28 protein-coding genes and 1 pseudogene are annotated in these 25,213 nt (G+C 57.0%); 14 read left to right on the forward strand and 15 right to left on the reverse strand.

All coding sequences use genetic code 11. The features are described from left to right. Positions 1–52: 52 nt before the first annotated feature. Positions 53–520 (reverse strand): Rrf2 family transcriptional regulator, encoded by a 468-nt coding sequence (locus tag DTF_RS0112355; protein WP_027715570.1) that lies wholly within the window; start codon positions 518–520, stop codon positions 53–55. Between the two features lie 136 nt (positions 521–656). On the opposite strand from DTF_RS0112355, the gene DTF_RS0112360 reads away from it, so the two are divergent. Further along, positions 657–1,181 carry a hypothetical protein gene (locus tag DTF_RS0112360; RefSeq protein WP_027715571.1) on the forward strand — a complete coding sequence of 175 codons (525 nt, stop codon included), beginning with the start codon at positions 657–659 and terminating at the stop codon, positions 1,179–1,181. Positions 1,182–1,290: 109 nt separating this feature from the next. Beyond that, on the forward strand, positions 1,291–1,761 hold the full coding sequence (locus DTF_RS0112365) for an Hsp20/alpha crystallin family protein (protein ID WP_027715572.1): 471 nt from the start codon (positions 1,291–1,293) through the stop codon (positions 1,759–1,761). A 94-nt stretch (positions 1,762–1,855) separates the two neighbouring features. On the opposite strand, the gene DTF_RS0112370 is transcribed toward DTF_RS0112365, so the two are convergent. The 7 genes from DTF_RS0112370 to DTF_RS0112400 form a co-directional block, all read right to left on the reverse strand. Further along, positions 1,856–3,121 (reverse strand): diaminopimelate decarboxylase, encoded by a 1,266-nt coding sequence (locus DTF_RS0112370; protein WP_027715573.1) that lies wholly within the window; start codon positions 3,119–3,121, stop codon positions 1,856–1,858. A 70-nt stretch (positions 3,122–3,191) separates the two neighbouring features. Then, entirely contained in the window at positions 3,192–3,671 is a 480-nt protein-coding gene (locus DTF_RS0112375) for an Lrp/AsnC family transcriptional regulator (protein ID WP_035056979.1), read from the reverse strand. A gap of 113 nt (positions 3,672–3,784) precedes the next feature. After that, entirely contained in the window at positions 3,785–4,519 is a 735-nt protein-coding gene (locus tag DTF_RS0112380; protein WP_027715575.1) for a DUF1847 domain-containing protein, read from the reverse strand. A gap of 235 nt (positions 4,520–4,754) precedes the next feature. After that, the gene (locus tag DTF_RS27790) at positions 4,755–4,925 is read right to left on the reverse strand and encodes a zinc ribbon domain-containing protein (protein ID WP_369798565.1); all 171 of its coding nucleotides are present in this window, start codon (positions 4,923–4,925) and stop codon (positions 4,755–4,757) included. Positions 4,926–5,005: 80 nt separating this feature from the next. Next, positions 5,006–6,610 carry a RuBisCO large subunit C-terminal-like domain-containing protein gene (locus tag DTF_RS23370; protein WP_051361270.1) on the reverse strand — a complete coding sequence of 535 codons (1,605 nt, stop codon included), beginning with the start codon at positions 6,608–6,610 and terminating at the stop codon, positions 5,006–5,008. Positions 6,611–6,792: 182 nt separating this feature from the next. Next, complete coding sequence (locus tag DTF_RS0112395; protein ID WP_027715576.1) at positions 6,793–7,320, reverse strand: acyloxyacyl hydrolase; 528 nt, start codon at positions 7,318–7,320, stop codon at positions 6,793–6,795. A gap of 136 nt (positions 7,321–7,456) precedes the next feature. Further along, entirely contained in the window at positions 7,457–8,164 is a 708-nt protein-coding gene (locus DTF_RS0112400) for a YkgJ family cysteine cluster protein (protein ID WP_027715577.1), read from the reverse strand. Between the two features lie 178 nt (positions 8,165–8,342). Here DTF_RS0112400 and DTF_RS0112405 point away from each other — a divergent pair, with 178 nt between their 5' ends. From DTF_RS0112405 to DTF_RS0112415, 3 genes are all read left to right on the forward strand, one after another. Continuing rightward, positions 8,343–9,977, forward strand: coding sequence for an ABC-F family ATP-binding cassette domain-containing protein (locus tag DTF_RS0112405; RefSeq protein ID WP_027715578.1), 1,635 nt, complete (start codon positions 8,343–8,345; stop codon positions 9,975–9,977). A gap of 135 nt (positions 9,978–10,112) precedes the next feature. Further along, on the forward strand, positions 10,113–10,442 hold the full coding sequence (locus tag DTF_RS0112410) for a pyrimidine/purine nucleoside phosphorylase (RefSeq protein WP_027715974.1): 330 nt from the start codon (positions 10,113–10,115) through the stop codon (positions 10,440–10,442). Positions 10,443–10,498: 56 nt separating this feature from the next. Continuing rightward, the gene (locus DTF_RS0112415) at positions 10,499–11,329 is read left to right on the forward strand and encodes a S1 RNA-binding domain-containing protein (RefSeq protein WP_226989325.1); all 831 of its coding nucleotides are present in this window, start codon (positions 10,499–10,501) and stop codon (positions 11,327–11,329) included. A 90-nt stretch (positions 11,330–11,419) separates the two neighbouring features. Here the strand turns inward: DTF_RS0112415 and DTF_RS0112420 are convergent, their stop codons facing one another. Continuing rightward, positions 11,420–11,791, reverse strand: coding sequence for a response regulator transcription factor (locus DTF_RS0112420; RefSeq protein WP_027715580.1), 372 nt, complete (start codon positions 11,789–11,791; stop codon positions 11,420–11,422). A 374-nt stretch (positions 11,792–12,165) separates the two neighbouring features. On the opposite strand from DTF_RS0112420, the gene DTF_RS23375 reads away from it, so the two are divergent. Further along, positions 12,166–12,756, forward strand: coding sequence for a DUF2179 domain-containing protein (locus tag DTF_RS23375; RefSeq protein WP_226989327.1), 591 nt, complete (start codon positions 12,166–12,168; stop codon positions 12,754–12,756). Between the two features lie 141 nt (positions 12,757–12,897). Here the strand turns inward: DTF_RS23375 and DTF_RS0112430 are convergent, their stop codons facing one another. After that, positions 12,898–14,757, reverse strand: a complete 1,860-nt coding sequence (locus DTF_RS0112430) for a YgiQ family radical SAM protein (RefSeq protein ID WP_027715581.1) — start codon at positions 14,755–14,757, stop codon at positions 12,898–12,900. 332 nt (positions 14,758–15,089) lie between these two features. Between DTF_RS0112430 and DTF_RS0112435 the strand changes: the two genes are divergently transcribed. The 3 genes from DTF_RS0112435 (at position 15,090) to DTF_RS23380 (ending at position 16,397) form a co-directional block, all read left to right on the forward strand. After that, positions 15,090–15,608, forward strand: a complete 519-nt coding sequence (locus DTF_RS0112435; RefSeq protein WP_027715582.1) for a hypothetical protein — start codon at positions 15,090–15,092, stop codon at positions 15,606–15,608. Between the two features lie 298 nt (positions 15,609–15,906). Beyond that, positions 15,907–16,080: a DUF1328 domain-containing protein gene (locus DTF_RS26150; protein ID WP_027715583.1), complete on the forward strand. Its 174-nt coding sequence runs from the start codon at positions 15,907–15,909 to the stop codon at positions 16,078–16,080. A gap of 134 nt (positions 16,081–16,214) precedes the next feature. Further along, positions 16,215–16,397: a hypothetical protein gene (locus DTF_RS23380; RefSeq protein ID WP_035056987.1), complete on the forward strand. Its 183-nt coding sequence runs from the start codon at positions 16,215–16,217 to the stop codon at positions 16,395–16,397. A gap of 191 nt (positions 16,398–16,588) precedes the next feature. On the opposite strand, the gene DTF_RS0112450 is transcribed toward DTF_RS23380, so the two are convergent. Further along, on the reverse strand, positions 16,589–17,305 hold the full coding sequence (locus tag DTF_RS0112450; RefSeq protein WP_027715584.1) for a TIGR02266 family protein: 717 nt from the start codon (positions 17,303–17,305) through the stop codon (positions 16,589–16,591). Positions 17,306–17,663: 358 nt separating this feature from the next. Here DTF_RS0112450 and DTF_RS0112460 point away from each other — a divergent pair, with 358 nt between their 5' ends. Both DTF_RS0112460 and DTF_RS0112465 read left to right on the forward strand, forming a co-directional pair. Continuing rightward, entirely contained in the window at positions 17,664–18,296 is a 633-nt protein-coding gene (locus DTF_RS0112460; protein ID WP_027715585.1) for a LexA family transcriptional regulator, read from the forward strand. A gap of 269 nt (positions 18,297–18,565) precedes the next feature. Further along, complete coding sequence (locus DTF_RS0112465) at positions 18,566–18,970, forward strand: hypothetical protein (protein ID WP_027715586.1); 405 nt, start codon at positions 18,566–18,568, stop codon at positions 18,968–18,970. A 645-nt stretch (positions 18,971–19,615) separates the two neighbouring features. On the opposite strand, the gene DTF_RS0112480 is transcribed toward DTF_RS0112465, so the two are convergent. From DTF_RS0112480 to DTF_RS26155, 3 genes and pseudogenes are all read right to left on the reverse strand, one after another. After that, positions 19,616–19,816: a cold-shock protein gene (locus tag DTF_RS0112480; RefSeq protein ID WP_027715588.1), complete on the reverse strand. Its 201-nt coding sequence runs from the start codon at positions 19,814–19,816 to the stop codon at positions 19,616–19,618. 247 nt (positions 19,817–20,063) lie between these two features. Further along, on the reverse strand, positions 20,064–20,504 hold the full coding sequence (locus tag DTF_RS0112485) for a DUF4149 domain-containing protein (protein WP_027715589.1): 441 nt from the start codon (positions 20,502–20,504) through the stop codon (positions 20,064–20,066). A gap of 59 nt (positions 20,505–20,563) precedes the next feature. Then, positions 20,564–20,746 (reverse strand): annotated as a pseudogene (locus DTF_RS26155) (SelT/SelW/SelH family protein); the annotation flags it as partial. Between the two features lie 300 nt (positions 20,747–21,046). Here DTF_RS26155 and DTF_RS0112495 point away from each other — a divergent pair. Together DTF_RS0112495 and DTF_RS0112500 are read left to right on the forward strand one after the other, a co-directional pair. After that, a complete protein-coding gene (locus DTF_RS0112495; RefSeq protein ID WP_027715590.1) occupies positions 21,047–22,276 on the forward strand; it encodes a DUF4388 domain-containing protein in 1,230 nt (409 codons plus the stop codon). A gap of 30 nt (positions 22,277–22,306) precedes the next feature. Further along, complete coding sequence (locus tag DTF_RS0112500; RefSeq protein WP_027715591.1) at positions 22,307–23,374, forward strand: type IV pilus twitching motility protein PilT; 1,068 nt, start codon at positions 22,307–22,309, stop codon at positions 23,372–23,374. A gap of 322 nt (positions 23,375–23,696) precedes the next feature. Here DTF_RS0112500 and DTF_RS0112505 read toward each other — a convergent pair whose 3' ends face one another. Beyond that, a complete protein-coding gene (locus DTF_RS0112505; protein ID WP_027715592.1) occupies positions 23,697–23,951 on the reverse strand; it encodes a hypothetical protein in 255 nt (84 codons plus the stop codon). Positions 23,952–24,188: 237 nt separating this feature from the next. Between DTF_RS0112505 and DTF_RS25540 the strand changes: the two genes are divergently transcribed. After that, positions 24,189–25,213: tetratricopeptide repeat protein (locus DTF_RS25540; RefSeq protein WP_193352700.1), on the forward strand; the 1,025-nt coding region annotated here is incomplete at its 3' end.

Raw genomic sequence — 25,213 nt, forward strand, 5'->3', positions numbered from 1 at the left:
ACTTCGGACTGAGGGCGATCTCCCTAAGACCAGAGTCTTTCGCCTTGCCGGTTCAGATGAAGTACATGAAGCGGTGGTCCAGCTCTTTTTCCAGGCCGAGATTTTTTCCCTCGTCACAGAGATCCTTCAGCGTTACCGAGGCGAAATAGTCGTTGAGGCGCTGGCCGGCTTCGGCCCAGACTTTCTGGGTCACGCACTGGTTGTCGAACTCGCATTTGGCCTTGCCTCCTCTTCCTTTTTTGGTACAGTCGACGAGGGCCATTTCACCTTCGGCAGCTTCAACAATATCCTTGACGGTGATCTCATGGGGCTTTTTGGTCAGGAAATAACCTCCCTGGGGCCCTCGCCGACTCTTGAGAAGTCCGGCTTTTTTCAGGTCCTGAAAGATCTGCTCCAGGTAACGGGGGGAGATGGCCTGACGGCGGGAGATGTCCTTGATCTGCACGGGAAGCGTTCCCGCATGATACGCCATGTCGAAAAGGGCGCGTAAACCGTAGCGGCTTTTGGTCGAGAGTTTCATGGAATATGGTCCTCCAGATTGTGTTGTTCAAGTATTAATAAAGTCTATAAAATTTGTCAAGAATTTATTCGATTCCCTGGCTTGAGAATAGCTGGAATCGTGTTTAAATTGAAGCAGCAGATTTATGGAGGTTTTAATGAGTAAACGGCTTTCCCCCCGCAGTACTACCCTGCTTTCCGTCCCTTCGGCGCTGATCACCTATCGTTCCGCGGCGGGGGTGGTGCAGGTGGCGGCCGCGACCTGGGTAGGGATCACCTGCACTGGCTCACCCGTACTGTCGGTCGGTCTAAAGGGAAGGGAGTGTCCCTTGGAGAGGCTGGGGCCGGAAGGGATCTTCGCTGTCAACCTGCCGGCTGCAGAAGGCTGCTTCGCACGATCGTTCATGGAATATTCAGGATGTCCGGACACCTCCTTCACTCTTATCGAAGGAAATCTCTCCCGGGTTCCTCTGATCGCGGAGTGCCCGATCCAGATCGAATGCCGTCGGGGCAGGGTCAGCTCAAGTTTCGAAAGGGAGATTCTCAAAGGAGAAGTGATGATCGTTCACCGGGACGGGATCACTCTGGATCATCTCAGGGCCGCCGATCTTTGCCGGCTCAATCCCTTTGCCGATTCTCGCAACGGTTATTCCGACGTCCCTTCCAGCAACATTCCAACCTGAGAACCGGCGCTTGATCCGAGCGCCGATCCCTTGACAACAGCCCTGCTCAGGGGGATAATTAATTAGGGAACACTCAGGGACGGTGAGAAACGCGAGGAGGTGAATAGGTATGCTGCCAGCCCGTTGGGATCCTTTCCGCAGTATCAACAAGGAATTGAGTTCTTTGCATCGGGAGATGGATGATCTTTTCCGGAGGACATTCGGACAGACGATGGAGACGAAGGGCGTCATGAGCCCGGCGATCAACACCTATTCGAAGGGGAATACTTTCTGTGTGGAAGCCGAAATTCCCGGTGTTAAAAGAGAGGACCTCGATGTGAGCGTGGATGGAGACATCCTCACTCTTCGGGGCGAACGCAAGGAAAGCAAGGAAGTCAAGGAGGAGGATTACATGGTTCGCGAATCGCAGGTCGGTTCCTTCATCCGGCGGCTGACCCTGCCTGAAGGAGTGAACACCGATCAGATCCATGCCTCCTTTGACAACGGCATCCTGAAGATCAGCATGCCTGTGGAGAAAAAACTCTCCACGGGGCGCAAGGTGCAGATCGAGGGGCCGACAGAAGGGAAGCAGGTTCATTAACAACCCACCCCGTCCCTGGGTGACGGTAAGCCGATAGAAAAAGGGCGCCCGAAAGGGCGCCCTTTTTTACGCGAAAGCGTCTCGGTCCTGCGGTTTATCCTGCAGGGATAAAAACATCCTGACGATAATCCTGTGTGGCAAAATAGTCTTCCACCGTCTCGGCGCGCCGGATCAGCTCCACGGTCCCGTCGGTGCTCAGCAGCAGCTCCTTGGGACGCAGGCGCCCGTTGTACTGAAATCCCATGGCATGGCCGTGGGCGCCGCTGTCGTGGATGGCCAGAAGATCTCCCTCCTGAATCGGCGGCAGCTCGCGCTGCACGGCGAACTTGTCGTTGTTCTCGCACAGCGAGCCGACCACGTCGCAGACCTCGGACTTTGGCAGGTGCTCCTTGCCGACGACGCTGATGTGATGATAGGCGTCGTACAGGGCCGGCCGCATCAGCGAGGACATGCAGGCGTCCACGCCGATGTATTTGCGGTAGATGTCCTTGTGGTTGATGGCGGTGGTTACCAGACAGCCGTGGGGTCCGGTGATGTAGCGGCCGCTCTCCATGACCATCCGCGGGGCGTATCCATGCCTTTCCCGGAAGGAGTCGAAAAGAGCGGTGATCTCTCCGGACATGGCGCCGAGGTCGAGGGGGCTTTGCTCCGGCTTGTAGGGGATGCCGAATCCGCCGCCGATGTTGACGAACTCGAAGCGGATGCCGAGTTCGGACTCGACCATTTCGGCGATCTCCAACACCATGCGGGCCGTTTCGACCATGTAGGTGTAGTCGAGTTCGTTGGAGGCAACCATGGTATGCAGGCCGAAGCGGCTGGCACCGCGCGCCCGGGCCCGGCGATAGGCATCCACCACTTGATCATGGGTGACGCCGTACTTGGCTTCGACAGGGTTGCCGATGATCACGTTGCCGGTGCGCTTGGGTCCCGGATTGTAGCGGAAGCAGACCAGCTCGGGGAAGTTCGGCACCTTGTCGATCAGGGTGATGTCGTCGAGGTTGAGGATGCAGCCGCCGTCCTGCTCTGCAAAAAGGAACTCCTCCCGGCTGGTGTTGTTGGAGGTGAACATGATGTCCTCCCCCCGGCCCCCGACCTGGCGGCTCATGATCAGTTCGGGGATGGAGCTGCAGTCGAAGCCGAAGCCCATCTCCTGCATGATCTGCAGGATACGCTTGTTCGGCAGGGCCTTGACGGCGAAGTATTCGCGGAAACCGTCGATACCGGCAAAGGCCTTTTTGAGGTTCGCTCCGGTTTCGCGGATGCCTGTTTCATCATAGATGTGAAAAGGGGTGCCGTAATGCTCGGCGATCTTTTCCACGATGGGGAAGAGACGGTCCTGGAAAGACTGGGACATGGGCATGGTTGGATCTCCTGAATGGAATGGGTTATGTAAATGTCGAGTCAATTTCTCTTGTATTCGCCCAGGACGCCTATCCGGATGCCGCCACATCGAGGTCGATGCGACGCGTCTCCTTGAAGGTCGACAGCACGATCTGGGTGCGGGTGGCGCGAACCCCCTTGATCAGGGTGAAGTTCTCGCGCAGCAGTCTGCCGAGCGTTTCCGGATCGGAGGCCCGCACCTTGACGAGATAACCGTCCTCGCCGGCGATCTGATGAACCTCCTGCACTCCCGCAATGGCGGCCAGCTCCCCGGCGACGCTGCCGTTGCCGGCCCGGTCCACGTCCACGAAAACGAAGGCGGCCAGGCTCTGACCGAAATGTCCGGGATTGAGCCGCACCTCGTATCCCTCGATGATCCCTCGCTCCTCAAGCTTGCGGATGCGCTCCAGTACGGCTGAAGGGGCCATGCCGACCTGGCGGGCCACCTCGGCGTTGGGAATCCGGGCCTTTTCCTGAAGTATTTGCAGGATTTGGAGATCTGTGCTGTCGATCGTTCTGATTTGTTCCATTGTTTAAGAATAATATTCGGGAAAGGGTGTCGATGTCAAGCTCTTTGTCCTGAACGGAGAGAGGGCCGCTGCAACCAGCGGCCCTCCGAAAAATAATGGCTTTCAGCCAGGAACTAATCCTCTTTCGTGAGTTTGATCACCGGCTGCTTCTGCAACCGCTTGTAGTAGAAGTTCTGCCCGTACAGAACGGCTACCGGATTGTGGCCGGTGACGCGGTCCTTGACCACCAGGGTGGTCACCGGGGCCTCGGAATGCTTGTTGAACAGCATGTCATGGCCGACGCAGAGGCCGACGATCACGTTCATGTCGGCGCCCGCCTGGTTGAGCAGCCGGGCCTGGGCGATCGGATTGCAGGCCGGCTCGAAGGTCCCCGGCCGCACCTTGTTCTCTTCCTTCAGGCCTAGCTGGAGTTTGTCGACGCTTCCGGCCTTGCAGCAGACGGAAAGGGGCTCCAGCCCCTGGGCCCGGAGAATCTCGGAGAGCCGTTCCGATTCCTCCAGAAGGCCGATACAGGTCGCGATGCCGATCTTTTTCCAACCCATCAGCAGGGCCAGGGCGATGGTGTCCTCCACGCGGGTCCAGCGGGCATTGACCGCGTCCGATCCGGGGACCGGCTGATAGCAGAGTCCCTCCACCTCGGCGGCGACCCGGGCGAGCCTGGCCTCCTCTCTATCGCCGGTATACTGCCGGAACGACTCTTCGATGATTTCCGCCTCCTTCTCCGAAGGGCAGTAGGCGGGGCGCGCCGGACCGCTTCCCGGCTCACTCCAGCAGTTGGTCTTTCCCTGCTTTTTCCAGACGGAACTGCATCTGGAACAGGAAAGAGGGGACTCTTCTCCTTGGCTCATCGGACGGCCTCCTTTTATGGGGTTGTCACGTAAACAGGTGGGGATTCACAATAGCAGGATGGAAGAATCGTGTCCAGAGGAGGTTTTAATGGATGTCGGAAGACAGGATGGAGGACGGACGGCGCCCGCAGGTGGCCGACGATACAGGAGAAGCCGAAGGTTCGCTTCCCCGGTTGCGCAGCAGATGGTTGTCTCGCGAGTGACTTTGAGGAGTCAGCCCGTGACGCGCCTGCTCTCAGCTCTTCCGGCTTGTTTTAGCATAGAAGGTGGAATATTGCTGAACCACCTCGGCTCCTCCGCACTTCGGGCACTTGATCTCACCACGGTCATGCTCGGATATGCCCATTTGAACCGTAAAATCCTCCCGGCAGCGCTCGCATCGATATTCGTAAGTCGGCATCGCCATTCCCCCCTGGTTTGAGAGTTTGTCTCCTTCATTCTAAACTCAAGATTGCCGCTGGCAAGGGGCGGTGGAGAGAAATCGGTTCAGACCTTCTGCGGCCGGTCCCGGAGGTGGTCGACGATGCAGAAAAAGCCGAAGGGCTCACTTCCCCGATTGTGGAGCTGGTGTTTCTGATGAATCCCGACATAGGCGACGTCGTGGATTTTGATCTCGAATTCTTCCATTTCCTTGACCAGCACGCCGCGTCCGCGCACGCCGATGATCACATGCTCGTGCAGATGCTTTTCCAGGCTGGAGTAACCGCCCGGCTCGATTTCGAAGTAGCGCAGATCGAAGGCGGTCTGCTCGCCGAACCTGCCCGTCAGCTCCTGTCGTGAGACCCCTCTGAAGTCGAATTCTTCCGGGGATTTATAGTCCTCGCGGCTGCGCCCCTCCCAGCGGAAACCGGCAAAGCGCAGCAGGTCGCGAGGAGTCTTTTCCGGGACACCTCCTGCGCGCCATTCGCAGGCGGAAACGAAGGGGTCGTCCGGTTCTGCGAGTTCCTCGGCAAAGCTCCGGCGAATGCCGTCAAGGAAGCGCCGGGTCCCCTCTTCGATATCGGCCTGGCGCAGCACGTCTCCGCCGATGAGGAAGACGCTGTCCGGCCCGAAGGCGGCCGCCAGCTCCGGGATCCTTTCGAGACTCATTCCTCCGGCCGGGCAGGGGAAGGCGGGGGCGAGATCTCCCATCGGCGCTCGCAGGGCGGAGGCGATGCCGCCGCACTCCCTGGCAGTAAAATGAAAGCGGCCGCCGGCGTTCGGAAAGATGGAGATGTCGGCGCCGATCAGGCGAAACAGGGTGCCCAGAAGCACCGCCGGAGTCATGCCGTGCTCCCGGTCGTGGAAACACGTTCCGGTGAGCGCCGGATGGGCCATGACGATGAGATTGTATTCCTTCGCCATGTAGCGCATGGTGTCGAATCCGACCAGCATCGGCCCCATGAGAATTCCCCGAACACCCCGGCGAACGGCGAATCGCACCTGCTTCTCCAGGTTGTCGAAATTCCCGGAAACCATGGGCAAATAAAGGGTCTTTCGGCCGGTGCGGGCGTTCGCCTCTTCGACCGCCTCCTGGCATCGGATCACGCGCTCCTCGAAGGGATGGAAGGACTGGTCGGTGATGCCATGATCGTCTTTTATCAGATCGGCTCCTCCGAGGGCGAAGGCCCCGGCGATCCGGGCAAGCTCGGCTGTGGGGAGCCCCATGGGTTTGATGGCGGTGCAGGCGAGGGGCCTGCCGTAAACCCCGCTCAGGCGGCGCAGGCCGTCGATGCCGTAGCGAGGTCCGCCGAATATTTTCATCAGGGAGTCGGGAAACCGGATATCGGTGATTCGGATGTTGTCCTTGAGGGAGATGTTGCCGTACAGGACATTGAACAGCTGGGGGACGGAAAAGGCCGTGATGTCGCAGCGATAGCTGATGGCCACGTCGTAGCGGCCGGGGCTGCCGGGGATTGGCTCGATGCCCTCGATGCGGCCGGTGAGCTGCTGCTCCAGATGTTCCGGCGGTATGACGTCCGGCGGCACCTCAAGGGTCTGCTCGATGGTGATGTCGCGGGCATGCTCTTCGATGGGGCGCCCGTCGCGGACGGTGATGCGGTAGTCGACGGTGAATCGTTCGGGGGCTGGCGATGTCGTGCGCTGATGCATGGGTAAAACGTCCTCCGGTTTGTCATTTGTCCTTTGTCCTTTGTCATTGGTTTTACAAATGACCAATGACTAAGGACGAATGACCACTCATCATAGCCCGGAAAGGAAAATCGGAATAGAGGTTTTCTCTCGTGCGGGATACGTGACTTGTAACCCGTCACCCGTCCTCGGAAGTTCAGAAGTCAGAATGAAATGCGGTACTGAAGCAGGAGCAGATCGGTTCCCGGATTCCTGTCGTGAAGGTCGGCGTTGGAGATATGCCCGAATCGGATTCCCACCTGGGAGCGGTTCTCCAGCCGGTAGGCAACGGTCAGGGAGGAGTAGAACTCGAACACGCCCCCCAGATCGTTGCTGTTTCCCTGCTCGTAGGCTCCGAATCCCGTATGGGGGGTGATGACGAACTTCCCCACGGCAAGGTCGGTATACAACCCGATATAGCCGAAAAGGCCTCCGTCGGCATTGACGATCAATCCCCCCAGGGGCCCGACGAATCCCAGCTTGTCACCGAAACGCCATTCGACCTGTGCGGCCACCGAATCGTCGTTATCGAACATATCGAAAACTCCGAGGCCGAGATTCAGTGAGGGCGGTGCGTCGCCGAGAACCTTGACGGCTCCAAGGCTTTTGAAAACCTCCTCTTGCGCCAGGACGGAATCGGCAAATCCCGGGATCAGCAAAAAACAAAAAATTAAAGTCCGAACCAGTTTCATTTTAATAGTCCTTTTCAGCAGTAAAACAATTCAAATGTTTTCAAGTATAGACCTCAGTTATTCCCCTGTGTTAAATTTTAAACCAAAATGGTCAACTATCCAACTTCATTTAATGAATAGGAGATGCCGAGAAGCATCAGCGGCAAAGATTGAGCAGAAGGGGGTGGTCCAGTCTGCTCCGTGCCAGAAGAGCCTTGGTCGCATCGTAGCCGCGCGCCAGCGTTGCGCTCAATCGGAAGGTCCGCTCCAGGTGCACGAGAACCGTCAGGTTGCCGCTGAGGGTAAATCCGCACAGCTTCCGCATCCGGACTGCAGCCGTGTTTTCAAGCTCCAGGCCCTGCTCCTGCGGACCAGCCGCATAGTGAGTGGGGAAAAAGACTATCTCCGGATCGAGACTTTTCAAATACAGTTCACGGTCACAGGGATCCAGGGAGAGCGGATCGAGGCCGCACCAGTCGCCGGGACGGGTGGAGAGAAGGGAACGGCAGGAGAATGGCCGATGACGGTAGACGCCGCAGGCCCCGTCCTCGTTGAGAAAAGGGCACGAGCCGACGGTCCGGCGGTGCAGCCGAAGGTAAGTTTTTAGATCGGTATCCTCGGTGAGGCTTTCCGTCAGTCTTGCCACGTGTTTTTCCAGGGCGCCGGCCATGGCCGTAGTCACCAGCTCGGCCACAAGCAGGGCCTCGGGAAAAGTGGCGTGCACCGCCAGGCTGCAGCAGTTGCGGCATCCCCTGTCGCAATAGATCCGGCCGCCGCGGCTCCGATAGTCGTCGATCCACCGGCTGATATCGGTGTCAAAGAGTTCCTGTTGTTTTCGCAATTCCTCCAGGGTCGCTCTGAACATGTGCATTCTCTCCGCCGGGTTTTATCAGCCAAAGGACGCGAGGATAGCATAAAAGAGGCTGGAGCGTTCTTCTCTTTTTCCGTATTTGTCAAAGCCGCCCCGTTCCGGCTCAGAATAGGCTTGCAGTGTTCGGCCCCCTCATGCTAATAGGGCGGGACTTTTTCTTTCGGAGATTCGTATGATTCACTTGACCGGCATCGGCAAACAGCATGGCGCGCAGGTTCTTTTCCAGAGCGCCAGCTTCCAGATTCTTCCCGGCAGCCGCAGCGGCCTGGTCGGCCCCAACGGCGCCGGCAAAACCACCATTTTCCGCCTGATCACAGGGGAGGAGGAGCCCGACACTGGGGAGATCTCCTGCTCGAAGAAGACCGTGATCGGCTATTTTTCCCAGGATGTGGGAGAAATGTCCGGGCATTCGGCACTGGAGGAGGTCATGGCGGCTTCGGCCCGGACCATGGCACTCGGCGAAGAGATCAGGGCGATGGAAGCCGCCATGTGCGAACCGATGGAGGATGACGACCTGGCGGCGCTCCTGGAGCGCTACGGCGATGCCCAGGAGGAGTTCGAGCACCGCGGCGGCTACGACCTGGAGCCCCGTGCACAGGCCGTTCTCACCGGCCTGGGGATCGGTCCGGATGACTATCATCGACCAGTGGAATCGTTCAGCGGCGGCTGGAAGATGCGCATCGCCCTGGCCCGGATCCTCACCCTCAACCCGGATGTCCTTTTGCTGGACGAGCCGACCAACCATCTCGATGTGGAGTCGATCGTCTGGCTCGAGGAGTGGCTCTCCGCAGAATTCAAGGGGGCGCTGCTGATGACCAGCCACGACCGCGACTTCATGAACCGCATCGTCGGCCGGATCATCGAAGTGGCCAACCGGACGGTCACCACCTACGGAGGCAACTACGACTTCTACCTGCGGGAAAGGGAGATCAGGCGCGAGCAGCTCCTGGCCAGCCACCGCCGCCAGCAGGAGATGCTCGCCAAGGAGGAAGAATTCATCGCCCGCTTCGCCGCCCGCGCTTCCCACGCCGCACAGGTCCAGTCGCGGGTGAAGAAGCTGGAGAAGATCGAGCGGATCGAGATCCCGGCGGAGCAGAAGATGATCCGGTTCGAATTCGCCGAGCCTCCCCGCAGCGGCGACGACGTGGTCAAATTTCAGAATCTGAGCAAAACCTGGCCTCTTCCCGGGGGTGAAGGGAAATCGGTGTTCGGTGGTGTCTCGGGTCTGATCCGGCGGCAGGAAAAGATCGCCGTCGTCGGTATCAACGGCGCGGGGAAGTCGACCTTCCTCAAGGTGCTCGCCGGCGAAACCGCGCCGAGCGCGGGCGATGTCGTCCTCGGCGCCAGCGTCAATGCCGGCTACTTCAGCCAGCATGCCATGGACCTTCTCGATCCGAAGAAGAGCGTCTTCGAAACGGTTCAGGAAGCGCTTCCGGAATCCTCCATCGGCGTTGTGCGAAACCTCTGCGCCGCCTTCCTCTTTCAGGGAGACGACGTCGAGAAGCGAATCGACAAGCTCTCCGGCGGTGAAAAGAGCCGCGTGGTGCTTGCCACTCTGCTGGCGCGGCCGATCAACTTTCTGATCCTCGACGAGCCGACCAACCACCTCGACATCCAGTCCCGGGAGATCCTTCTTGGCGCCCTTCAGTCCTTCGCCGGCACGGTAGTGCTGGTCAGTCACGACCGGCATTTCCTGCGCTCACTAGTCGGCCGGGTCTTCGAAATCGATCACGGCGAGATGCGGACCTATGAAGGGGATTACGAATACTATCTGCACAAGAGCGGCCGGGAACACCGTGCGGCTTGAAGATTGAAATCATCCGCAGATTACGCAGATGGACGCAGATTTAGAACTTTGAATCCCGTATTTTGATTTTCATTCTGCGAAAATCTGCGTCATCTGCGGATAAAAGACCTTACCAGATTCTCAAAGGAGAAACCCATGAGTTACAGCGCCCCCGAAAAGTTCGAAAACGTCACCGTCGCCTGCAAGGCGAACATCTACTTCGACGGAAAGGTGGTCAGCCATGCCCTGACCTTTGCCGACGGCAGCCGCAAAACCCTCGGCCTCCTTTATCCCGGCAGCTACCGGTTCGACACCGGCGCGCCAGAGAAGATGGAGATCATTGCCGGCTCCTGCCGGGTGCGGATCGGCGGGGAAGGGGACTGGATCGGCTTTGCCGCCGGAACCTGGTTCGACGTGCCGGGCAAATCGTCCTTCGAGATCGAGGTCCCCGAAGGGATCGCGGAGTACGTCTGCTCTTTCGGGTAACAGAGATCTTTTCCGTTTTCCGGGCAGTCGCAATATCCCTCTGGAGGTGCATCATTTTGGAAATCGGCCGGATCAATACTCTGCACGTTGACCATATCGACGGAAGCGGGGCCTGGCTTGGAAACGGCGGCGGCCGCGTCCTTCTGCCCAAACGGGAGGTCCCTCCCGGCACCGTTCCCGGAACCCGGCTGGAGGTCTTCGTCTACAAGGGGGCGGCCGGCGAGTTGACGGCGACTCTTCGACGGCCCCGGGCCCAGCTCGGCGAGTTTGCCCTGCTCAAGGTGAGCAAGGTGACGAAGGTAGGCGCTTTTCTCGATTGGGGGATTGAGAAGGATCTGTTCGTCCCCTTCGCTGAACAGCCCGACCGGATGCAGGAGGGGCGCCGGTATCTGGTGAGGGTCTGCCTCGACAACCTGGAGAGGCTCGTCGGCACCGCCCGGATCGACCGGTGTCTGGACACCGAAAAGATCGATCTATCCGAAGGGGAAGAGGTGCTCCTTACGATCTGGGAATTCACCGATCTCGGAGCCAAGGTGATCATCAATCACCTTTATGGCGGACTCCTCTACCGGGACGAGATTACCGCGCGTCTCAAGCCAGGCGATCGACTCAAGGGATACGTCAGGCGCCTTCGCGAGGATCGGAAGATCGATGTCACCCTGCGAAAATCCGGAGCGGTGGGGGCTGAAGAGGACAGGGCTGTTCTTGAAGACGTGCTGCGCCGAAGAGGATTTCTGCCCCTCCATGATCAGAGTCCGCCGGAAGCCGTACGGGAAATCCTCGGGATGAGCAAGAAAAGCTTCAAGAAGGCGGTCGGTGGATTATATAAGGAAGGTCTCATCGAACTCACCGGCGAGGGGATCCGCTACAGAAAAGAAAAAAGCTGAAGGGGAAGACGGCCGTCTCCGAAAAAAAGAAAGGGCGTCCCGAAGGGCCACCCATTGCATTGCAGAATACAGGGAAACTTGAGTGCTCCGTCAGGCGGCCAGGAAGGTTTCGATGGCGTGAACCAGTTTGCCTGCGGAAAAAGGTTTGGTCAGGTAACCGTCGGCCCCGCTCCTGGCGGCGATGGATTTCAGTTCATCTTCCTCTTTGGACGACATGAGCAATAGCGGAATACGGCTGCTCTTTTCACGTCGTTTGATCAGCATGGCCTTTTTCTCTCCGGACATCAGGGGCATCATGACATCGAGGAGGATGAGGTCCGGGGCGCGAGAGCCATAGATTAGATGATTCGAGTAGACTCCGCACTCCGCGGTGGCAACATTGAAGCCCGCCTCGGCGAGATAATCGCTGACGATGGCAAGGGTAACCGGGCAGTCGTCGATTACCACAATATGTTTAGACATGTTTCCGTCTCCATGAATTCCAAAACAGCGTTATGGGAATAATAGGAGGGAATGGACTGCTTGTCCAGTTAAAGTTTTTCAACGAATGAAATTAAGGCTGAATGTTTTAAGCCTCTGAAATTAGGATCTTTTATTTGAATGGGAAGCGAGATTGCGGGTTCCAAGGAACATCGGTCATGGTTGAAAGCGGAGGGAGCCTGAGGTGTCCCATTTCCGCATTCCTGTACTGTTTTAAAACGAGTTTCCCCGATTTCATCATTCGTCACGAACTGCCAAGACCACTTAATTGCTGTTTGTCCAGAGAAAAGAGCTTGTGGTAGGCTTGTTGGGGCCCCTTCGGAGAAGACGGTTTTTTTTAAACCCAGGAAATGATCGTGACCGAATCATCATTTTTCCAGTCGGATCTCTTCGTTCTGGGGGTCATCCCCGCTCTGATCTTCCTCGCCCGCATCCTCGATGTCAGCATCGGGACTCTTCGGATCATTTTTGTTTCCAAGGGGTTCAAATACTTCTCGGCGGTTCTAGGTTTCGTCGAATCCCTGGTCTGGATTCTCGCCATCAGCCAGGTGATGCAGCATCTGCACAACTGGATCACCTATGTCGCCTTCGCCCTGGGTTTTGCCGCAGGCAACTTCGTCGGGGTAATTCTGGAGGAAAGAATTGCCATCGGCAATCTCATTATCCGGATCATCACCCGCAAGGACGCCACTGAACTGGTGCAGGTTCTCCGGACTTCCGGCTACGGGGTGACAAGCGTTGACGCCGCAGGGGAAACGGGACCCGTCAAAGTCATCTTCACCATCGCCAAGCGGCGTCATCTGGAAAAGATCATCGCCAGCATCAAGCGCTACAATCCTAACGCCTTCTACACCATCGAGGATGTGCGCTTCGTCAAAGAAACCTTTCTGCCGCCCCTGCAGAAAAGGCGCTTGTTCCCCCTCATGGCCCAGCGCAGCAAGAAATAGCGCTTTGGTCAATCTTTCCACCACCCCCTTCGCTACGCTCTCCAGAGACACAAAGACACAGAGAAAAGCTGAGAATTCATGGTTCCTTAATGTCTCTGTGCCTGTGGTTAATTCCTTGCGCATCAATAATCCAGCGGAAGTCTAACTCTGCCCGGGTTTTCTCCGGCGCGGTTTCATCCCTTTATTGCCGGACGGCTTCTTCGCAGAGGGAAGGGGGCGGCTGTCTTCTTTTCCCAGAAGTTCGGCCAAGGCATCTTCGCGGCCGCACAGCCGCAGGGCCTCGACAATGTCGCTGCGGCTTTCGGGGAGGTGGCAGAGGAGGAGGGATTTCTGCAGACGCTTTTCCTTCGGTGACCGCGGCACGTGAACCGGTTCGTCTGTGAAGGGATCTCGGCCCGTGTGGTAGATGCAGGTCGCCAGGCTTCCCGGGGTTGGGGTGAATTCCTGAACCTGCTCCACCCTGAGGCGGTTGCGCCTGAGGAAAAGGGCGACCTCGATCATGTCGTCGAGGGTGCAGCCGGGATGAGCGCTGATGAAATAGGGGACCACCGCCTGCCGAAGGCCGAGATCCCGGCTGCGATCGCGGAAGGCCTGGAGGAAGTCGCTGAAGAGGCGGGGGCCCGGTTTGCGCATGATCCGGGTGACCTTTTCGCTGCTGGATTCAGGGGCCACCTTGAGGAGCCCTCCCACATGGTGGCTCAGCAGATCGGAAAAATATCGGGGCTGGTGCGGCAGCAGGTCGTAGCGGATACCGGAGGCGACGAACAGATGCTTGACGGCGGGGTGGGCGCGCAGGGTTTGCAGCAGCTCGGCTGCCTGCCGGTCCGAAATGCGCAGATGGCGGCAAGGAGCGGGAAAGAGGCAGCTCCCGCGGCGGCAGGCAGCCTGCGCCTTCTCATCGCTGCAGGAGAGCCCGTACATGTTGGCGGTGGGGCCGCCGACATCGGTGATCGTGCCGCGGAACTCGGGGTGCCGGCTCAGCCGGTCGATTTCATCGAGCACCGAGGCAATGGATCGGGACTGGATTGTTTTGCCCTGATGGTGGGTGATGGAGCAGAAGGCACAGCCGCCGAAGCACCCCCGGTGGCTGGTGACGGAGAACCTGATCTGCTCGTAGGCCGGAATCGGTTCGGTGTAACCCGGGTGGGGGCGCTTGGAGAAGGGCAGCGTGTAGAGGCGGTCGAGCTGCTCCTCGGTCAGGGGAGCGGCGGGAGGGTTGACCACCAGGTGTCGCGTCCCGTGGATCTGGGCCAGGGTGCGGCCGCAGAAGGGGCTGGTCTGTTCGGCGGCGAGGCGGAAGGCCCGGTTGTAGGCTAAAGGATCGGCCGCGACCTCTTCATAGGAGGGGAGGTGCATCGCCCCGGTCGGAGCTTCGGCGGCAAGATAGGCCGTTCCCGGCAGGTCGCGGACGGTATCGATCGTTTCACCCTCCGAAAGACGCTTTGCCAGTGCGGTCAGGGCCGATTCCGCCATGCCGAAGAGAAGGAGGTCGGCCTTGCTGTCGACCAGCACCGACCGACGCACCTTGTCATCCCAATAATCGTAGTGAGCCAGGCGACGCAGGCTCGCCTCGATCCCCCCGATTACCGTCGGCACCCCTTTGAAGGCCCCTTTTACGGCGGCGGTATAGGCGATCACCGCCCGGTCCGGTCGTCTTCCGGCTTTCCCCCCCGGTGTGTAGGCGTCGTTGTTGCGCACCTTGCGGGCGGCGGTGTAGCGGTTGACCATCGAATCCATTGCTCCCGAAGAGATGGCGGCGAAAAGGAGCGGCCGGCCCATCCCCCGGAAAGCCTCCGGATCGCGCCAGTCGGGCTGCGCCAGGATGCCGACCCGAAACCCCTCCGCTTCCAGGAGCCGTGCCAGCAGCGGCGTGCCGAAAGCGGGATGATCGACATAGGCATCGCCGGTGACGAAGAGCACATCGAGTTCGTACCACCCGCGCCGCTCCATTTCCGACCGGCAGGTGGGGAGACACTCATTCTTTTTTTCGGCAGATTTCACGAGTCTTTCCTGCAGGGGTGTGGGTGTCCAGCGATGATCTTGAGTCATTCTGGCCCAGGAGTGCTCAAAAATGCAACCGAACTCTTTCCAGTCTGCTGAGGTAAAAAGGTCGGAAGGATTCGATAAATAGGGATAAATCTTTGTCTGAAAAGGCGCTTCTGCCACTTCTGGAATTTAATTCCCTGGATAGTTGACAGGGCCTGAACCGCGGTTAGAGTGGTTTAAAATTTTCCAGAAAGGAGGTAGATATCCGCAGTTCTCGGCTCTGTTCAATTGATCGTGCGCAAAGGAGCGCACCGAAAAGAAACTCACAATTCATAGTGGAGGCTCATATGTGGCGGAAATTGACACTTATTCTATTGGCAGCCGGGATCTTTGCCATACCGGCAACGGCGTTTTCGGGGTACAACGCGGGAGAAATGGAGTTTTCTCTCTCCGGCAGCGGCACCAGCGACAATGATTTCGACTCGACCTTCCTGTCGGTCGAGGGCGCTCTGGGGTACTTCTTTAGTCCGGTCATCGAAGGGGTGGTCCGTCAGGGCGTAGTATTTGCCGATACCCCCGAAGACAGTGACTGGAACGGTTCGACCCGCGTGGGTGTGGACTTCAACTTCCCCTTCGACCGCTACATCCCCTATGTCGGCGCGAGCCTTGGTTATCTTTATGGAGACAGCGTCGACGAGCAGTTCGTCGCCGGACCCGGTGTCGGCCTGAAATCGTTTGTGAATGAAACCACTTTCATTCTTGCTGCCGTCGAGTACGAGTTCCTTTTTGAAGATTCCGATGAGGCGGACGAGGCTTTTGACGACGGACGCTTCGTCTATACTCTCGGGATTGGTTTCAAATGGTGACCTCCTTTAGGGCTGCGGGTTTTCAATGGCAGCGATTGGAAATAGAGTCATGAAAAGGGCGGCCCTGATGGCTGCCCTTTTCACTTGGGGAGTTCGCGGGAAGCATTTCCCAAGTTCCTTTCCTTTGAAGACAACTCATCAATTCTGCGATGCTTTCTGCTCGCATGAACCGGGTTGACAAGAGGGAAAAAAGGGATAAGGGTTATACAGGCGCCACAAAAAGAGAGCAATTCTTTAGGCCCGGGATTCTCGACGGCGCCGGAAACGATATTAAACCCAAGCAATGAGGAGGTGCAATATGTTGGGCTGGGCTGCAGTCTTTTTCATCGTAGCGATTGTTGCCGCGGTCTTCGGCTTTGGCGGGATTGCCGCCGCCTCGGCCGGGATTGCAAAGATACTGTTCTTCGTATTTCTCATCCTGTTCGTCGTTTCCCTGGTCGCAGGCCTCGGCAAGAGACGGCCGCACGTCTGAGTCCGGATGCTTTCGAAGATATCGCTAGGTATATTCCGATGGGAGCCCTGGGGCTTCTCACCTCGGATGCTCTTTGAGACGGACTGAAAGACGTGGAATATCCAGGGAAAGCTCCAGCAAGAAAGGAGTTTCTGATGAAATTTCTGAAATTTTTCAAGATAGGTGCCGCACTTGTTATGCTGATGCTCGGTCTGGTGGCCTGCGAAAGGGAAGGGCCGATGGAAAGGACCGGAGAGCGGGTAGACGAGGCGGTAGAAGAAACCAAGGAGAACATGGAGGAAGCCAAGGAGAACACCGAGGAGGCCGTCAAGAACTAGCCGGAGGCCTCTGCCGCCATATCCCGTGAATGGGATAGTTACCAAACCCCCGGTCTTTTCCGGGGAGATCATTCCGGTGTTTTCGAATGAAAAAGCCTGCTCTGCATTGAGCGGGTTTTTTCATTTTTTTATTCCCTCTTCACCCTTTCAATGCCATAGATGAACACTACTTATTTGTCTATTCGTTAATCTCACCAGGAGGGGTGAAGGGCTTCTTTCTTCAGGACTTCCCGGAGGCTGAGCACCTCTTGGAGAACGAAGTCCAGGAACTGGACTCCCATGCCTGGAGGCAGATGGGGGCTGAGAATCTTTTCGGGATGGTTGACCCAGGCCACGCGACCTTTGCACCGGATGGTTCTGTCCGATTCGGGGAGAGTAAACTCCAGGAACAGAGGGGTGTCGGCCGGAAGTACGTCCGCGGTCTCTATGAAGACACCTCCGGAACTCAGGTTGACCGAATAATCGGTGAGTACATCCCGGCCTTCGACACCGTAATTAATGCGCAATCGGGAAGGAACCCTGGGAGCGGATCGACGATCGCTACAGAGATATCGGGAGATGGTGCGCAGAAATTTTTGCGGATCGATTGGTTTGCAGAGATATTCCTCACCTTCGGGACCGCTGTCTTTTAAACTCTCGATATCCTCCGCCGAGACAACCGGAATGATCGGAATATCTGAAAACGAAAGAGCGGCTCGGATCTGGCGATAGAGAGGTTCCCCGTCCCTTCTCGACATATCATAATCGACAAGGATCAAATCGGGCTTTTCGGTTTCTGTCCTGGACAGAAGCTGACATTCGGTCCGAGCCAGTAAAACCTCAATGTTGTTGCGAAGGGCGAATATCCCATCCAACTGCAGAAACACATCGATGTCCGGGCTGGCGAGCAGAATCTTGTGAACTACCATCGGAGGCTCCTTTTTCCCAAGGGTGTTTTAAAGTCTCAAGCAAATCGAGGAATGTTCCGCCATCCTGGATTCACTTTTTTTTCCAAGGATCGATTTTCAAGCGATCGATGGGAAATTGACGAAGATAGCTCAGGCTGAAGTGCGCTGAGACATTTACCGCCCCTTCATGCATTTCCCCCCCCTGACGCTCCCGACGAATCGTCGAAATATTTCCTTGAAATAAAAATTCTTGAAATTATCTCTTGACAATATATGTATATTTCTAGAAAATAAATGTCAAGAAAAAAACGTGAGGTCAGTTCTTTGGAAAAGAAAAAGAACCGACGGCCTAATGGTGGAGGCCAAGAAAGAGGGACGAATGAGAGTTAATTCGATCGGCGAACGTATCCGCCAGGTGCGTCGCGACCAGGGTCTTACCCAGAAGGCCTTTGCCGACTCCCTGGGAATTGCCCAGGGATATCTGAGCAGCCTGGAATGCGGAAGACAGCTCCCTTCGGATACGCTTCTGATCGCCTTGCGGCATCTGTATCGGATAGATGAAGGCTGGCTTTCGTCGGGGGAAGGCAATCCCGATGCCGGAGAATCAGCCGTGCCGGGGATTTTGCCGGAGCCATCTGAGGGAAGAACGCCCCTGCTCAGGAGGATTTCGCAGGATTTTCCCGACGGACTGAAGCCGGGGGACATTGGCGGCCATGTCGCCTTTCCACACAGTTCTCCAGACTGCTACGCGCTGCTGGCCTATGGCGACTTCATGGCTCCCACGATCCAGAATAATGACCTGGTTCTTTTCAAACCAGGCGGAGAGCCGGGAAACGGGGACATTGTTCTAGTTAACAGCAAATGGGGCGACATCCTCCTGCGCAGATACAGGCTCAGGGAGGACGGTGCCTGGCTTGCACCCGACAACAGCGCGTATACCCCTTTTCAACCTGGAGAGAACTCGCGCATCATCGGCATTGTGACGGATGTCTGGAGGAAGATGAAGTTGTGAGGCGGCGCGGCCCTTCCATAGAGATCTGAAGAAAAAATTCCAATCTATATCTTTTATCCGGTGAAAGGTGTATTCTACAAATTGACGCCTGTCCGGAAACCCTCCAAATCCTCCCCGCCCTTCAATCCGTGTGCGGATATGACGTTACGGAATGCCCGTTGTGCCGCGCTTTCCAGGCGCGTCAATTTGTCAGACCTGCCCCGTAAATGCCGGCGAATCCTGGTTTTTACCGGACATCTTTGACTAACCCAAATAAAGGGAGTACCGCTATGCAAAGCACCACGCTTTCGGCCGGCGACCCCATCGAAGCCCGCTGCACTAAATGCCGCAAAAACACCGACCACCTCATCGTCACCATGACTGAAGAGAGTCCTGTGGAAGTGCAATGCACTGCCTGCAGTCGTCAGCACAAGTATCGGCCGCCGACCGCACCCAAAAAACCTTCCCAGCGGAAAACCATTGATCACAAAGACGCCGAATGCAAAGAATGGAAGCTCCTGAGGCCGAACATGAAGAGCGAAAAGGCGACGGATTATTCCATGACAGGAGCGTACAAGGTCAAGGCACTGATCAATCATCCTCTTTTCGGCCTCGGTCTGGTGCAGCGCGTGGCCGGTTCGCAGAAAGTTGAGGTTCTCTTTGAGGACGGCAAGAAAACCATGCGCTGTAAATAACTCCTTTGCCGACTCGGTGGGCCTTTCTCCCCTCGGCAGGATTGGGCAGACATGTCATTCGCCGGAAAAACGGGATGGAAAGAGATGAAGATGAAAACTTGCGATCGGTGTGAAGAGCAATCAAAGAAATCGCGCAATGCAAAACCTCATGAATTTCTAACAACAATAAATGAGCGCCGCATTTTTAAAGGTAAGGCCCCGAGAGGCTTCGAGGAGCAGGACTACCAGTGCATGACATGCAAATCCAGGTTTACACAGAGCACGGATAAAAACGATCTGGCATGGACTCTATGGCGGGGATGACAGGTTTCCCTGGGGGGAAAATTAAAGGGGGCAGGCTACTTTACTCGGTAGTCTGCCCTTTTTTTTTAAGGAGTCTCTGAGGGTGGGTTGTCATGTGAGGATTCCTGGATCTTTTCTTCCTGTTTGCGCTTGTTCTTTTCTTCCTTTTTGGCTTTTTTGGCAAGTTCCTTCTGGCGCTTCTCAAAGTTGTAATTCGGTTTCCTGGCCATGAGGTTGTCCTTTCCGGCTGCTTTTTCGGCCGCTTTAAGGTTGCGAACAGAAATCAAATAAGGCGAACTGGTTGGAAAAAAGAAGCCCCGCGAGAATTCGCGGGGCCCTTTGTGAATATATGCAAAATCTTACTTAAATTTTGCGCACGTTAGCCGACTGGGGACCCTTTTGACCCTGGGTGACCTCGAAAGTCACGCGATCTCCCTCGGCGAGAGATTTAAAGCCGTCGCCCTGGATTTCGGAAAAATGAACAAATACGTCAGGTCCATTATCCTGCTCGATAAAACCAAAACCCTTTGCGTCGTTAAACCACTTCACTGTTCCTTCTGCCATTTTTTTTCTCCATGCTTCCCAATTGGGAATTTTTTTTGTTGTGCAAATCCGGATCACTCTCCAAAAAAAAAACACACAGCCCAAGTGGGTCTGTGTGTTTTGATCCATTTTGACACCCTGTCAACCGGTGAGCGATGAAAACACTTGCACAAACTTGCTTAAGTGAATTCACCATAGCACGGCTGAGGATTGAAATACAAGGCCTAAATGTAAAGCGTCGACGGAAAGTTTTTCAAGGCCGCGCGCGTCACAAAAGAACGATCAGGACGACGCCGCCGGCAAGGACGACCAGGTTACAAGCGGCCGAAATACCGTGCAAACGGGAAAATTCCCGGCGCAGGGGGTGGTCCCTGGACGTGGATTCGAAAGAGCCAATCTCCTCTTTGAGGGCCGCGGCCCTCGGTTCCAGGACAAAAGATTGATAGGACGTGGCGGCCAGCATCAGCACCAACAGGATGAGGGCGGGCACGAAATGACGGCCGCGGTGAAGCAGAAGAGAAACCAGGGCCACCGCGCCGCAGGCCAGTCCCCAGTAGAAGTAGCCGGGAAAGAGTACGCCGACGATTTTCCCGGCGAGGTCCCGGGGCTGGGTTTTAAAAAGGATTGGGGTGAGGACGAAGGTGAACAGCGCGACTCCGCCGACCCAGAAGGCCACGGAGATGCGGTAGAAAATAGCAAAAAAAGACATGCAGGATTCCTTTTCGATTCTAGGCGGCCCGTTAGACCGGTCAAGACCAATCGTTCAGCCTAATGAATCAGCTTGCGAATTTCTACCAGCAGAGACCGCTCATCGGGAAATTCGCCGGTTTGCTTCTTGGAATAAACCGGCCTTTTGTCGACACTTACCTCGAACGATCCGCTGCCCGATGCGATGAGTTCCACGTCTGCCTCCATCTGCGCCCTGATCTTGTCCGCCAGACTGGCGGCTCGGTCCCGGTAGCCTCACTGGCTGCAGTATTCGATCGTGATATTCATGGCCGTGTCTCCTCAAGTGTAAAAATATTTACTGGCGAATGTTTTCTCAATTATACCAACTTTAATGCCCACGCAAAAACTCAGAGGATGGCTAATCAACAATTTCGCCCTACATGGCCTGGTGCTTTTCGAAGGCGGCTGAGTCGTATTGGGGACGAAAAGCTTGAGTTGTACCGCATTTTCTTGTTTAATAAGCCACCCGGGCTTAATCGAGGCCAGGGCAAAAAACCCCTTTCGCAGTGAGGCAATGAGAGGATGTCCTTTACCGGAGATCTCGAGCATCTACCCATCGTTGATGTCATCCAGCTGTTGAACGCGACCCGCAAATCGGGGGTGCTGGGCGTCCGGGGGCGCAAGGGCGAAAGCCAGCTCGTCTTCATGGACGGCTATATCATCAGCGCCAGTCACCTCAACAATACCCTTCGCATCGGGCAGGTTCTGGTGGAGCGTGGTGCGATTACCGAGGACAATCTGGAGCGGGCGCTCGAAGAGCAAAGCAAAGCCGGCAGCAAACGCAAGCCTCTCATCGGGACGCTCCTTGAAATGGGACTGGTCGAGGAAAAGGATGCCTATGCCGGGCTGCAGTCCCTGATCGAAATGACCATTGTCGAGATCCTCACCTGGAAGAGGGGGTCTTTCGTCCTCGATCCGGGTCCGGAGCTGTCGGCGGATGGCTACCAGTATTGCCCCAGGGATATCAGCCGGGAGATCAGCATCGATACCCGAGGGGTGCTGATGGATTCCCTGCGTATTTTTGATGAGAAGATGCGCGACGGCGAATTGAGTCTGGAGGACGATGCCGAGGAGGAGCCGGAGATCACTGAAGATGATCTGGGGCTGGCCGATCTCGACCAGATGGAGCGCCGGATTCCTGGGGTCTTCGTCAGCCTCGACGACCGGCCGACGGAGTCTGTCCACGCCGCGAAAGAGGTAGCTGCAAAAGAACCGGAGATCAATCCCGTACGCCGTCTCAACGAGCTCATCGCCGCGCTGCCCCGACTGAGGAGCGCTCCGGAGGTTGCCCAGGCACAGCTCGGATATGTCGGAGACATTTTCGAGCGAGCCCTCACCCTGGTGGTCCGGCAGGGTGAAACGATCGCTGAAAAGGGGATCGGAATTAATACTTCCAGAGTGGCCGGCGTGGTCCCCGTCCCCGGGATTCGCATCCCCTTCGCAGAGTCCTCGATTCTGCGACAAGCCGTCGAAAGCGGCTGCCTTTATTGCGGTTCCGAACACGACGAGGCGTTTAAAAAGTATCTTCTGGACCGGATCGGCGCTCCCGTGCCGGAGAAAATTCTGCTGCTTCCGGTGCGAAGTTCCGGAAAGACCATTTTTCTGACCTATGCCGATTTTGGCAGCCGGTCGGAAAGAGAGGTTCCCGTCGAGCTGCTGAACATGCTGGCCGCCCAGACCGGGCAGGCTCTGGAGAACCTGAGCCGACGCAGGCTTCAGCAAAAGGAGACCGGTACCGATCAAGCCGGTTGAACGGTTTTATTTCGATAAAGAGGTGCGGTTGTGGATGCGAAGGTTTTAGACAAGATTCTGGGGATTGCCTTTGAAAAGCGTGTTTCGGATGTCCACTTCGAGGTGGACAACCCGCCGTTTTTCCGGGGGCGGGGACAGCTGATCCGTTCCAAGCTGCCGAGCTTGACTCCTGGGGACACCGAGTTCATCTCCAAAACCATTCTCGAACAGAACGGCCGCGCGCTTTTCGCCGACCTCAAGGAGGTCGATGCCGCCTATGCTCTGCCGGACGGCGGACGTTTCCGGGTCAGTATATTCCGTCAGCGGCGCCACCTCGGGGTGGTCATGCGCGTGATTCCCCCCAATATCGGAAGCTTCAAGGAACTGCAGCTTCCTCCGGTGCTGGCGGATATCGCCAAGGCCCCCAACGGCCTGATCCTGGTCACCGGTCCCACGGGCAACGGCAAGTCGACCACCCTTGCCTCCATTCTCGAATTTCTCAATGAAACCCAAAGCTACAATATCATAACCATCGAGGACCCCATCGAATTTCTCTTCACCTCCAAGAAAAGCTGCATCATACAGCGCGAGGTGGGGATCGATACTCATGGATTCGATCAGGCCCTTAAGGCGGCCCTGCGCATGGATCCGGATGTCATCATGGTCGGCGAGATGCGCGACGCCGAAACGATCGACGCCTGTCTCAAGGCCGCGGAGACCGGCCACCTGGTCTTCTCCACCCTGCACACCCAGGGCGCCGTCTCGACCATCAACCGGCTGATCGGCAACTTCCCTCCGGATTCACAGGAGATCGTCCGTCAGCGCCTTGCTGATATCCTGGTCGCCACTGTTTCTCTGCGCCTGATCAAGGATAAGGCCGGCGAAAGCCTGTATCCGGTGGTCGAGGTCATGCGCAATACCACCACCATTCAGGCCTGTATCCGCGAAGGACGCCTCGAGGAAATCGAAAAATACATTGAGAATGGGCAGTCGGAGTACCACATGCAGAGCATGGACCAGCATCTGGTGGCGCTTTGCAAGAAAGGGATCATCAGCATGGAGGCGGCCAAATCGATTTCGCGCTCCATGGACCTGGAACGGAAGCTGATGTTCACCTGATTTCCGCACCTGTAAATCGCCCCACCTGTCATCTGCTCCTCCTGATCGGAATAACGAGCCTCCTGCTTGTTCATGGCCGGCCCGTAGCAGAAGCTCATGCCCAGGCAGTCTGGGGCCGAGGACCGAGACTGCCAGATCATTATTCCCGAGTTTGCGCTTTTTCACCTGTTAAGGCCGAGCTATCGGCCGCTTCCTTAAGTTCCCTCGACGATCCGAGCCTTCGCATTGAAGTCTAAGCTGCGGCTTGCTTCATCTTATCGGCGTTGCGGGGGACGACCTCGTTGACGCCGAGGCGGAGCGCGTGGAGAAGCGCTTCCCCGGGTCAGAAAACGAGCGCGCCGATCATCCCCAGGACTGCGACGCCGATGGCGATCAGCCCCACGATAATGGCGATCACGCTCATGAGCCCTCCGCCAACCTTCGGCGATGCAGCCATGGCCACGCCGATCCCTCCAAGGGGAATGGCCGCGATGCCGAGCAGCAGTCCGAAGAAGGGGTGCCCGGTAAAGGTGACGATGAAACTTCCGACCGCGGCAATGATGGACAAGGTGGCGCTGGTTCCCGATTTCTGTTCCATGGTTGGCCTCCCGTATTTCGAAGATCGACGGTCTCCGCCTGCCCTCATTTATACCATGCGCTGATCCGGAAGCTTCTGCCGCAACCCCTGTTTTTATCCGATCCGGTAGACGGTTTACGCCGAAAGCATGGTGCCGCGTCGGGACTTCTCATGCCCAAGGATGAAGGCGACGGAAGCAAAACATGGTATGGTTTTTTTCGTACACCCTGAGATCCATCCGAATTGTGGAGGCATTCGATGGGAGCAGTCCGGATCCTGCTCATCGCACTGGCAGCGTCGTCTTTGTTCGGGTGCGTTCTGCTCGACTGGATCCCGATACGGTATGAGCCGCTTCCCCGCGGCGCCCGTACGGAATCCGCCGTCCAGGATGAGATCTCCCCGATCTTGGCCGAATCCCCGAAGCAGAACATTCGAAAATCCCCCGCTCTTCAGACGGTAAAGGAGAAATCTCCGGTGAAACCCCGGAAAGGTTCCCGCCGTGAAGCGGAACCGCCTTCCGACCGTGAAAGAGAAATTAACGGATATCGCCGGACTGCCGCGGCGGAAGATCCCGAGGCGCAGTATTCTCTGGGAAGCCTCTATCTCAGCGGCGAAGAGGGGGAAACGGATTACGCGAGAGCGCTGGACTTGTTCCTGGCGGCGGCGGAGATGGGACACTCGGGAGCGCTGAGGACTCTGGGACAGATGTACGAAAATGGTCTCGGAATCACGCCCTCCCCGAGGGAAGCCTTGAAATGGTACAGCCTTGCAGCAGGGCATGGCGATGTTCGGGCGATGACCGCCTTCGGCTATGTGGCTTTCACAGGGTTCGGAACCCCGCAGAATACCGAGGTGGGGCTCACATGGCTGAAGTTGGCCGGGGAAGAGGGGGATTCCGAGGCGCAGCTGCTTCTTGGAGCCATATACGATTCGGGATGGGCCGTTGAGGAAGATGATGCGGAAGCCCTGAAGTGGTATGCACTGGCCGCCGAAAGAGGTGACCCCCTTGCCCGGTTCATGCAGGCGGGCCTGCATGCTCTTGGAGAGAGCGGCCCTCTCGATCTCGTGAATGCCGCAAGATATTACCGCATGGCTGCGGCTTCGGGGTTTGCGGAAGCGCAAGCCGTTCTGGACAACCGCCACATCAATCTGTCCGGGGACGACAGCGGCTTGAGGTGGAAGCAGGGCTTGGTCGAAAAAAGACCAGCCCTGAAGTGGTATGCACTGGCCGCCGAAAGAGGTGACCCCCTTGCCCGGTTCATGCAGGCGGGCCTGCATGCTCT

Origin of the sequence: Desulfuromonas sp. TF (genome assembly GCF_000472285.1) — a bacterium.
Lineage (GTDB): Bacteria > Desulfobacterota > Desulfuromonadia > Desulfuromonadales > ATBO01 > ATBO01.

What these genes read in the sequence shown, in the direction of transcription:
- DTF_RS0112355 (WP_027715570.1), bottom strand. Translation starts at nt 520, where the DNA reads ATGAAACTCTCGACCAAAAGCCGCTACGGTTTACGCGCCCTTTTCGAC.
- DTF_RS0112360 (WP_027715571.1), top strand. Translation starts at nt 657, where the DNA reads ATGAGTAAACGGCTTTCCCCCCGCAGTACTACCCTGCTTTCCGTCCCT.
- DTF_RS0112365 (WP_027715572.1), top strand. Translation starts at nt 1,291, where the DNA reads ATGCTGCCAGCCCGTTGGGATCCTTTCCGCAGTATCAACAAGGAATTG.
- DTF_RS0112370 (WP_027715573.1), bottom strand. Translation starts at nt 3,121, where the DNA reads ATGCCCATGTCCCAGTCTTTCCAGGACCGTCTCTTCCCCATCGTGGAA.
- DTF_RS0112375 (WP_035056979.1), bottom strand. Translation starts at nt 3,671, where the DNA reads ATGGAACAAATCAGAACGATCGACAGCACAGATCTCCAAATCCTGCAA.
- DTF_RS0112380 (WP_027715575.1), bottom strand. Translation starts at nt 4,519, where the DNA reads ATGAGCCAAGGAGAAGAGTCCCCTCTTTCCTGTTCCAGATGCAGTTCC.
- DTF_RS27790 (WP_369798565.1), bottom strand. Translation starts at nt 4,925, where the DNA reads ATGGCGATGCCGACTTACGAATATCGATGCGAGCGCTGCCGGGAGGAT.
- DTF_RS23370 (WP_051361270.1), bottom strand. Translation starts at nt 6,610, where the DNA reads ATGCATCAGCGCACGACATCGCCAGCCCCCGAACGATTCACCGTCGAC.
- DTF_RS0112395 (WP_027715576.1), bottom strand. Translation starts at nt 7,320, where the DNA reads ATGAAACTGGTTCGGACTTTAATTTTTTGTTTTTTGCTGATCCCGGGA.
- DTF_RS0112400 (WP_027715577.1), bottom strand. Translation starts at nt 8,164, where the DNA reads ATGTTCAGAGCGACCCTGGAGGAATTGCGAAAACAACAGGAACTCTTT.
- DTF_RS0112405 (WP_027715578.1), top strand. Translation starts at nt 8,343, where the DNA reads ATGATTCACTTGACCGGCATCGGCAAACAGCATGGCGCGCAGGTTCTT.
- DTF_RS0112410 (WP_027715974.1), top strand. Translation starts at nt 10,113, where the DNA reads ATGAGTTACAGCGCCCCCGAAAAGTTCGAAAACGTCACCGTCGCCTGC.
- DTF_RS0112420 (WP_027715580.1), bottom strand. Translation starts at nt 11,791, where the DNA reads ATGTCTAAACATATTGTGGTAATCGACGACTGCCCGGTTACCCTTGCC.
- DTF_RS0112435 (WP_027715582.1), top strand. Translation starts at nt 15,090, where the DNA reads ATGTGGCGGAAATTGACACTTATTCTATTGGCAGCCGGGATCTTTGCC.
- DTF_RS26150 (WP_027715583.1), top strand. Translation starts at nt 15,907, where the DNA reads ATGTTGGGCTGGGCTGCAGTCTTTTTCATCGTAGCGATTGTTGCCGCG.
- DTF_RS23380 (WP_035056987.1), top strand. Translation starts at nt 16,215, where the DNA reads ATGAAATTTCTGAAATTTTTCAAGATAGGTGCCGCACTTGTTATGCTG.
- DTF_RS0112450 (WP_027715584.1), bottom strand. Translation starts at nt 17,305, where the DNA reads ATGGTAGTTCACAAGATTCTGCTCGCCAGCCCGGACATCGATGTGTTT.
- DTF_RS0112460 (WP_027715585.1), top strand. Translation starts at nt 17,664, where the DNA reads ATGAGAGTTAATTCGATCGGCGAACGTATCCGCCAGGTGCGTCGCGAC.
- DTF_RS0112465 (WP_027715586.1), top strand. Translation starts at nt 18,566, where the DNA reads ATGCAAAGCACCACGCTTTCGGCCGGCGACCCCATCGAAGCCCGCTGC.
- DTF_RS0112480 (WP_027715588.1), bottom strand. Translation starts at nt 19,816, where the DNA reads ATGGCAGAAGGAACAGTGAAGTGGTTTAACGACGCAAAGGGTTTTGGT.
- DTF_RS0112485 (WP_027715589.1), bottom strand. Translation starts at nt 20,504, where the DNA reads ATGTCTTTTTTTGCTATTTTCTACCGCATCTCCGTGGCCTTCTGGGTC.
- DTF_RS0112495 (WP_027715590.1), top strand. Translation starts at nt 21,047, where the DNA reads ATGTCCTTTACCGGAGATCTCGAGCATCTACCCATCGTTGATGTCATC.
- DTF_RS0112505 (WP_027715592.1), bottom strand. Translation starts at nt 23,951, where the DNA reads ATGGAACAGAAATCGGGAACCAGCGCCACCTTGTCCATCATTGCCGCG.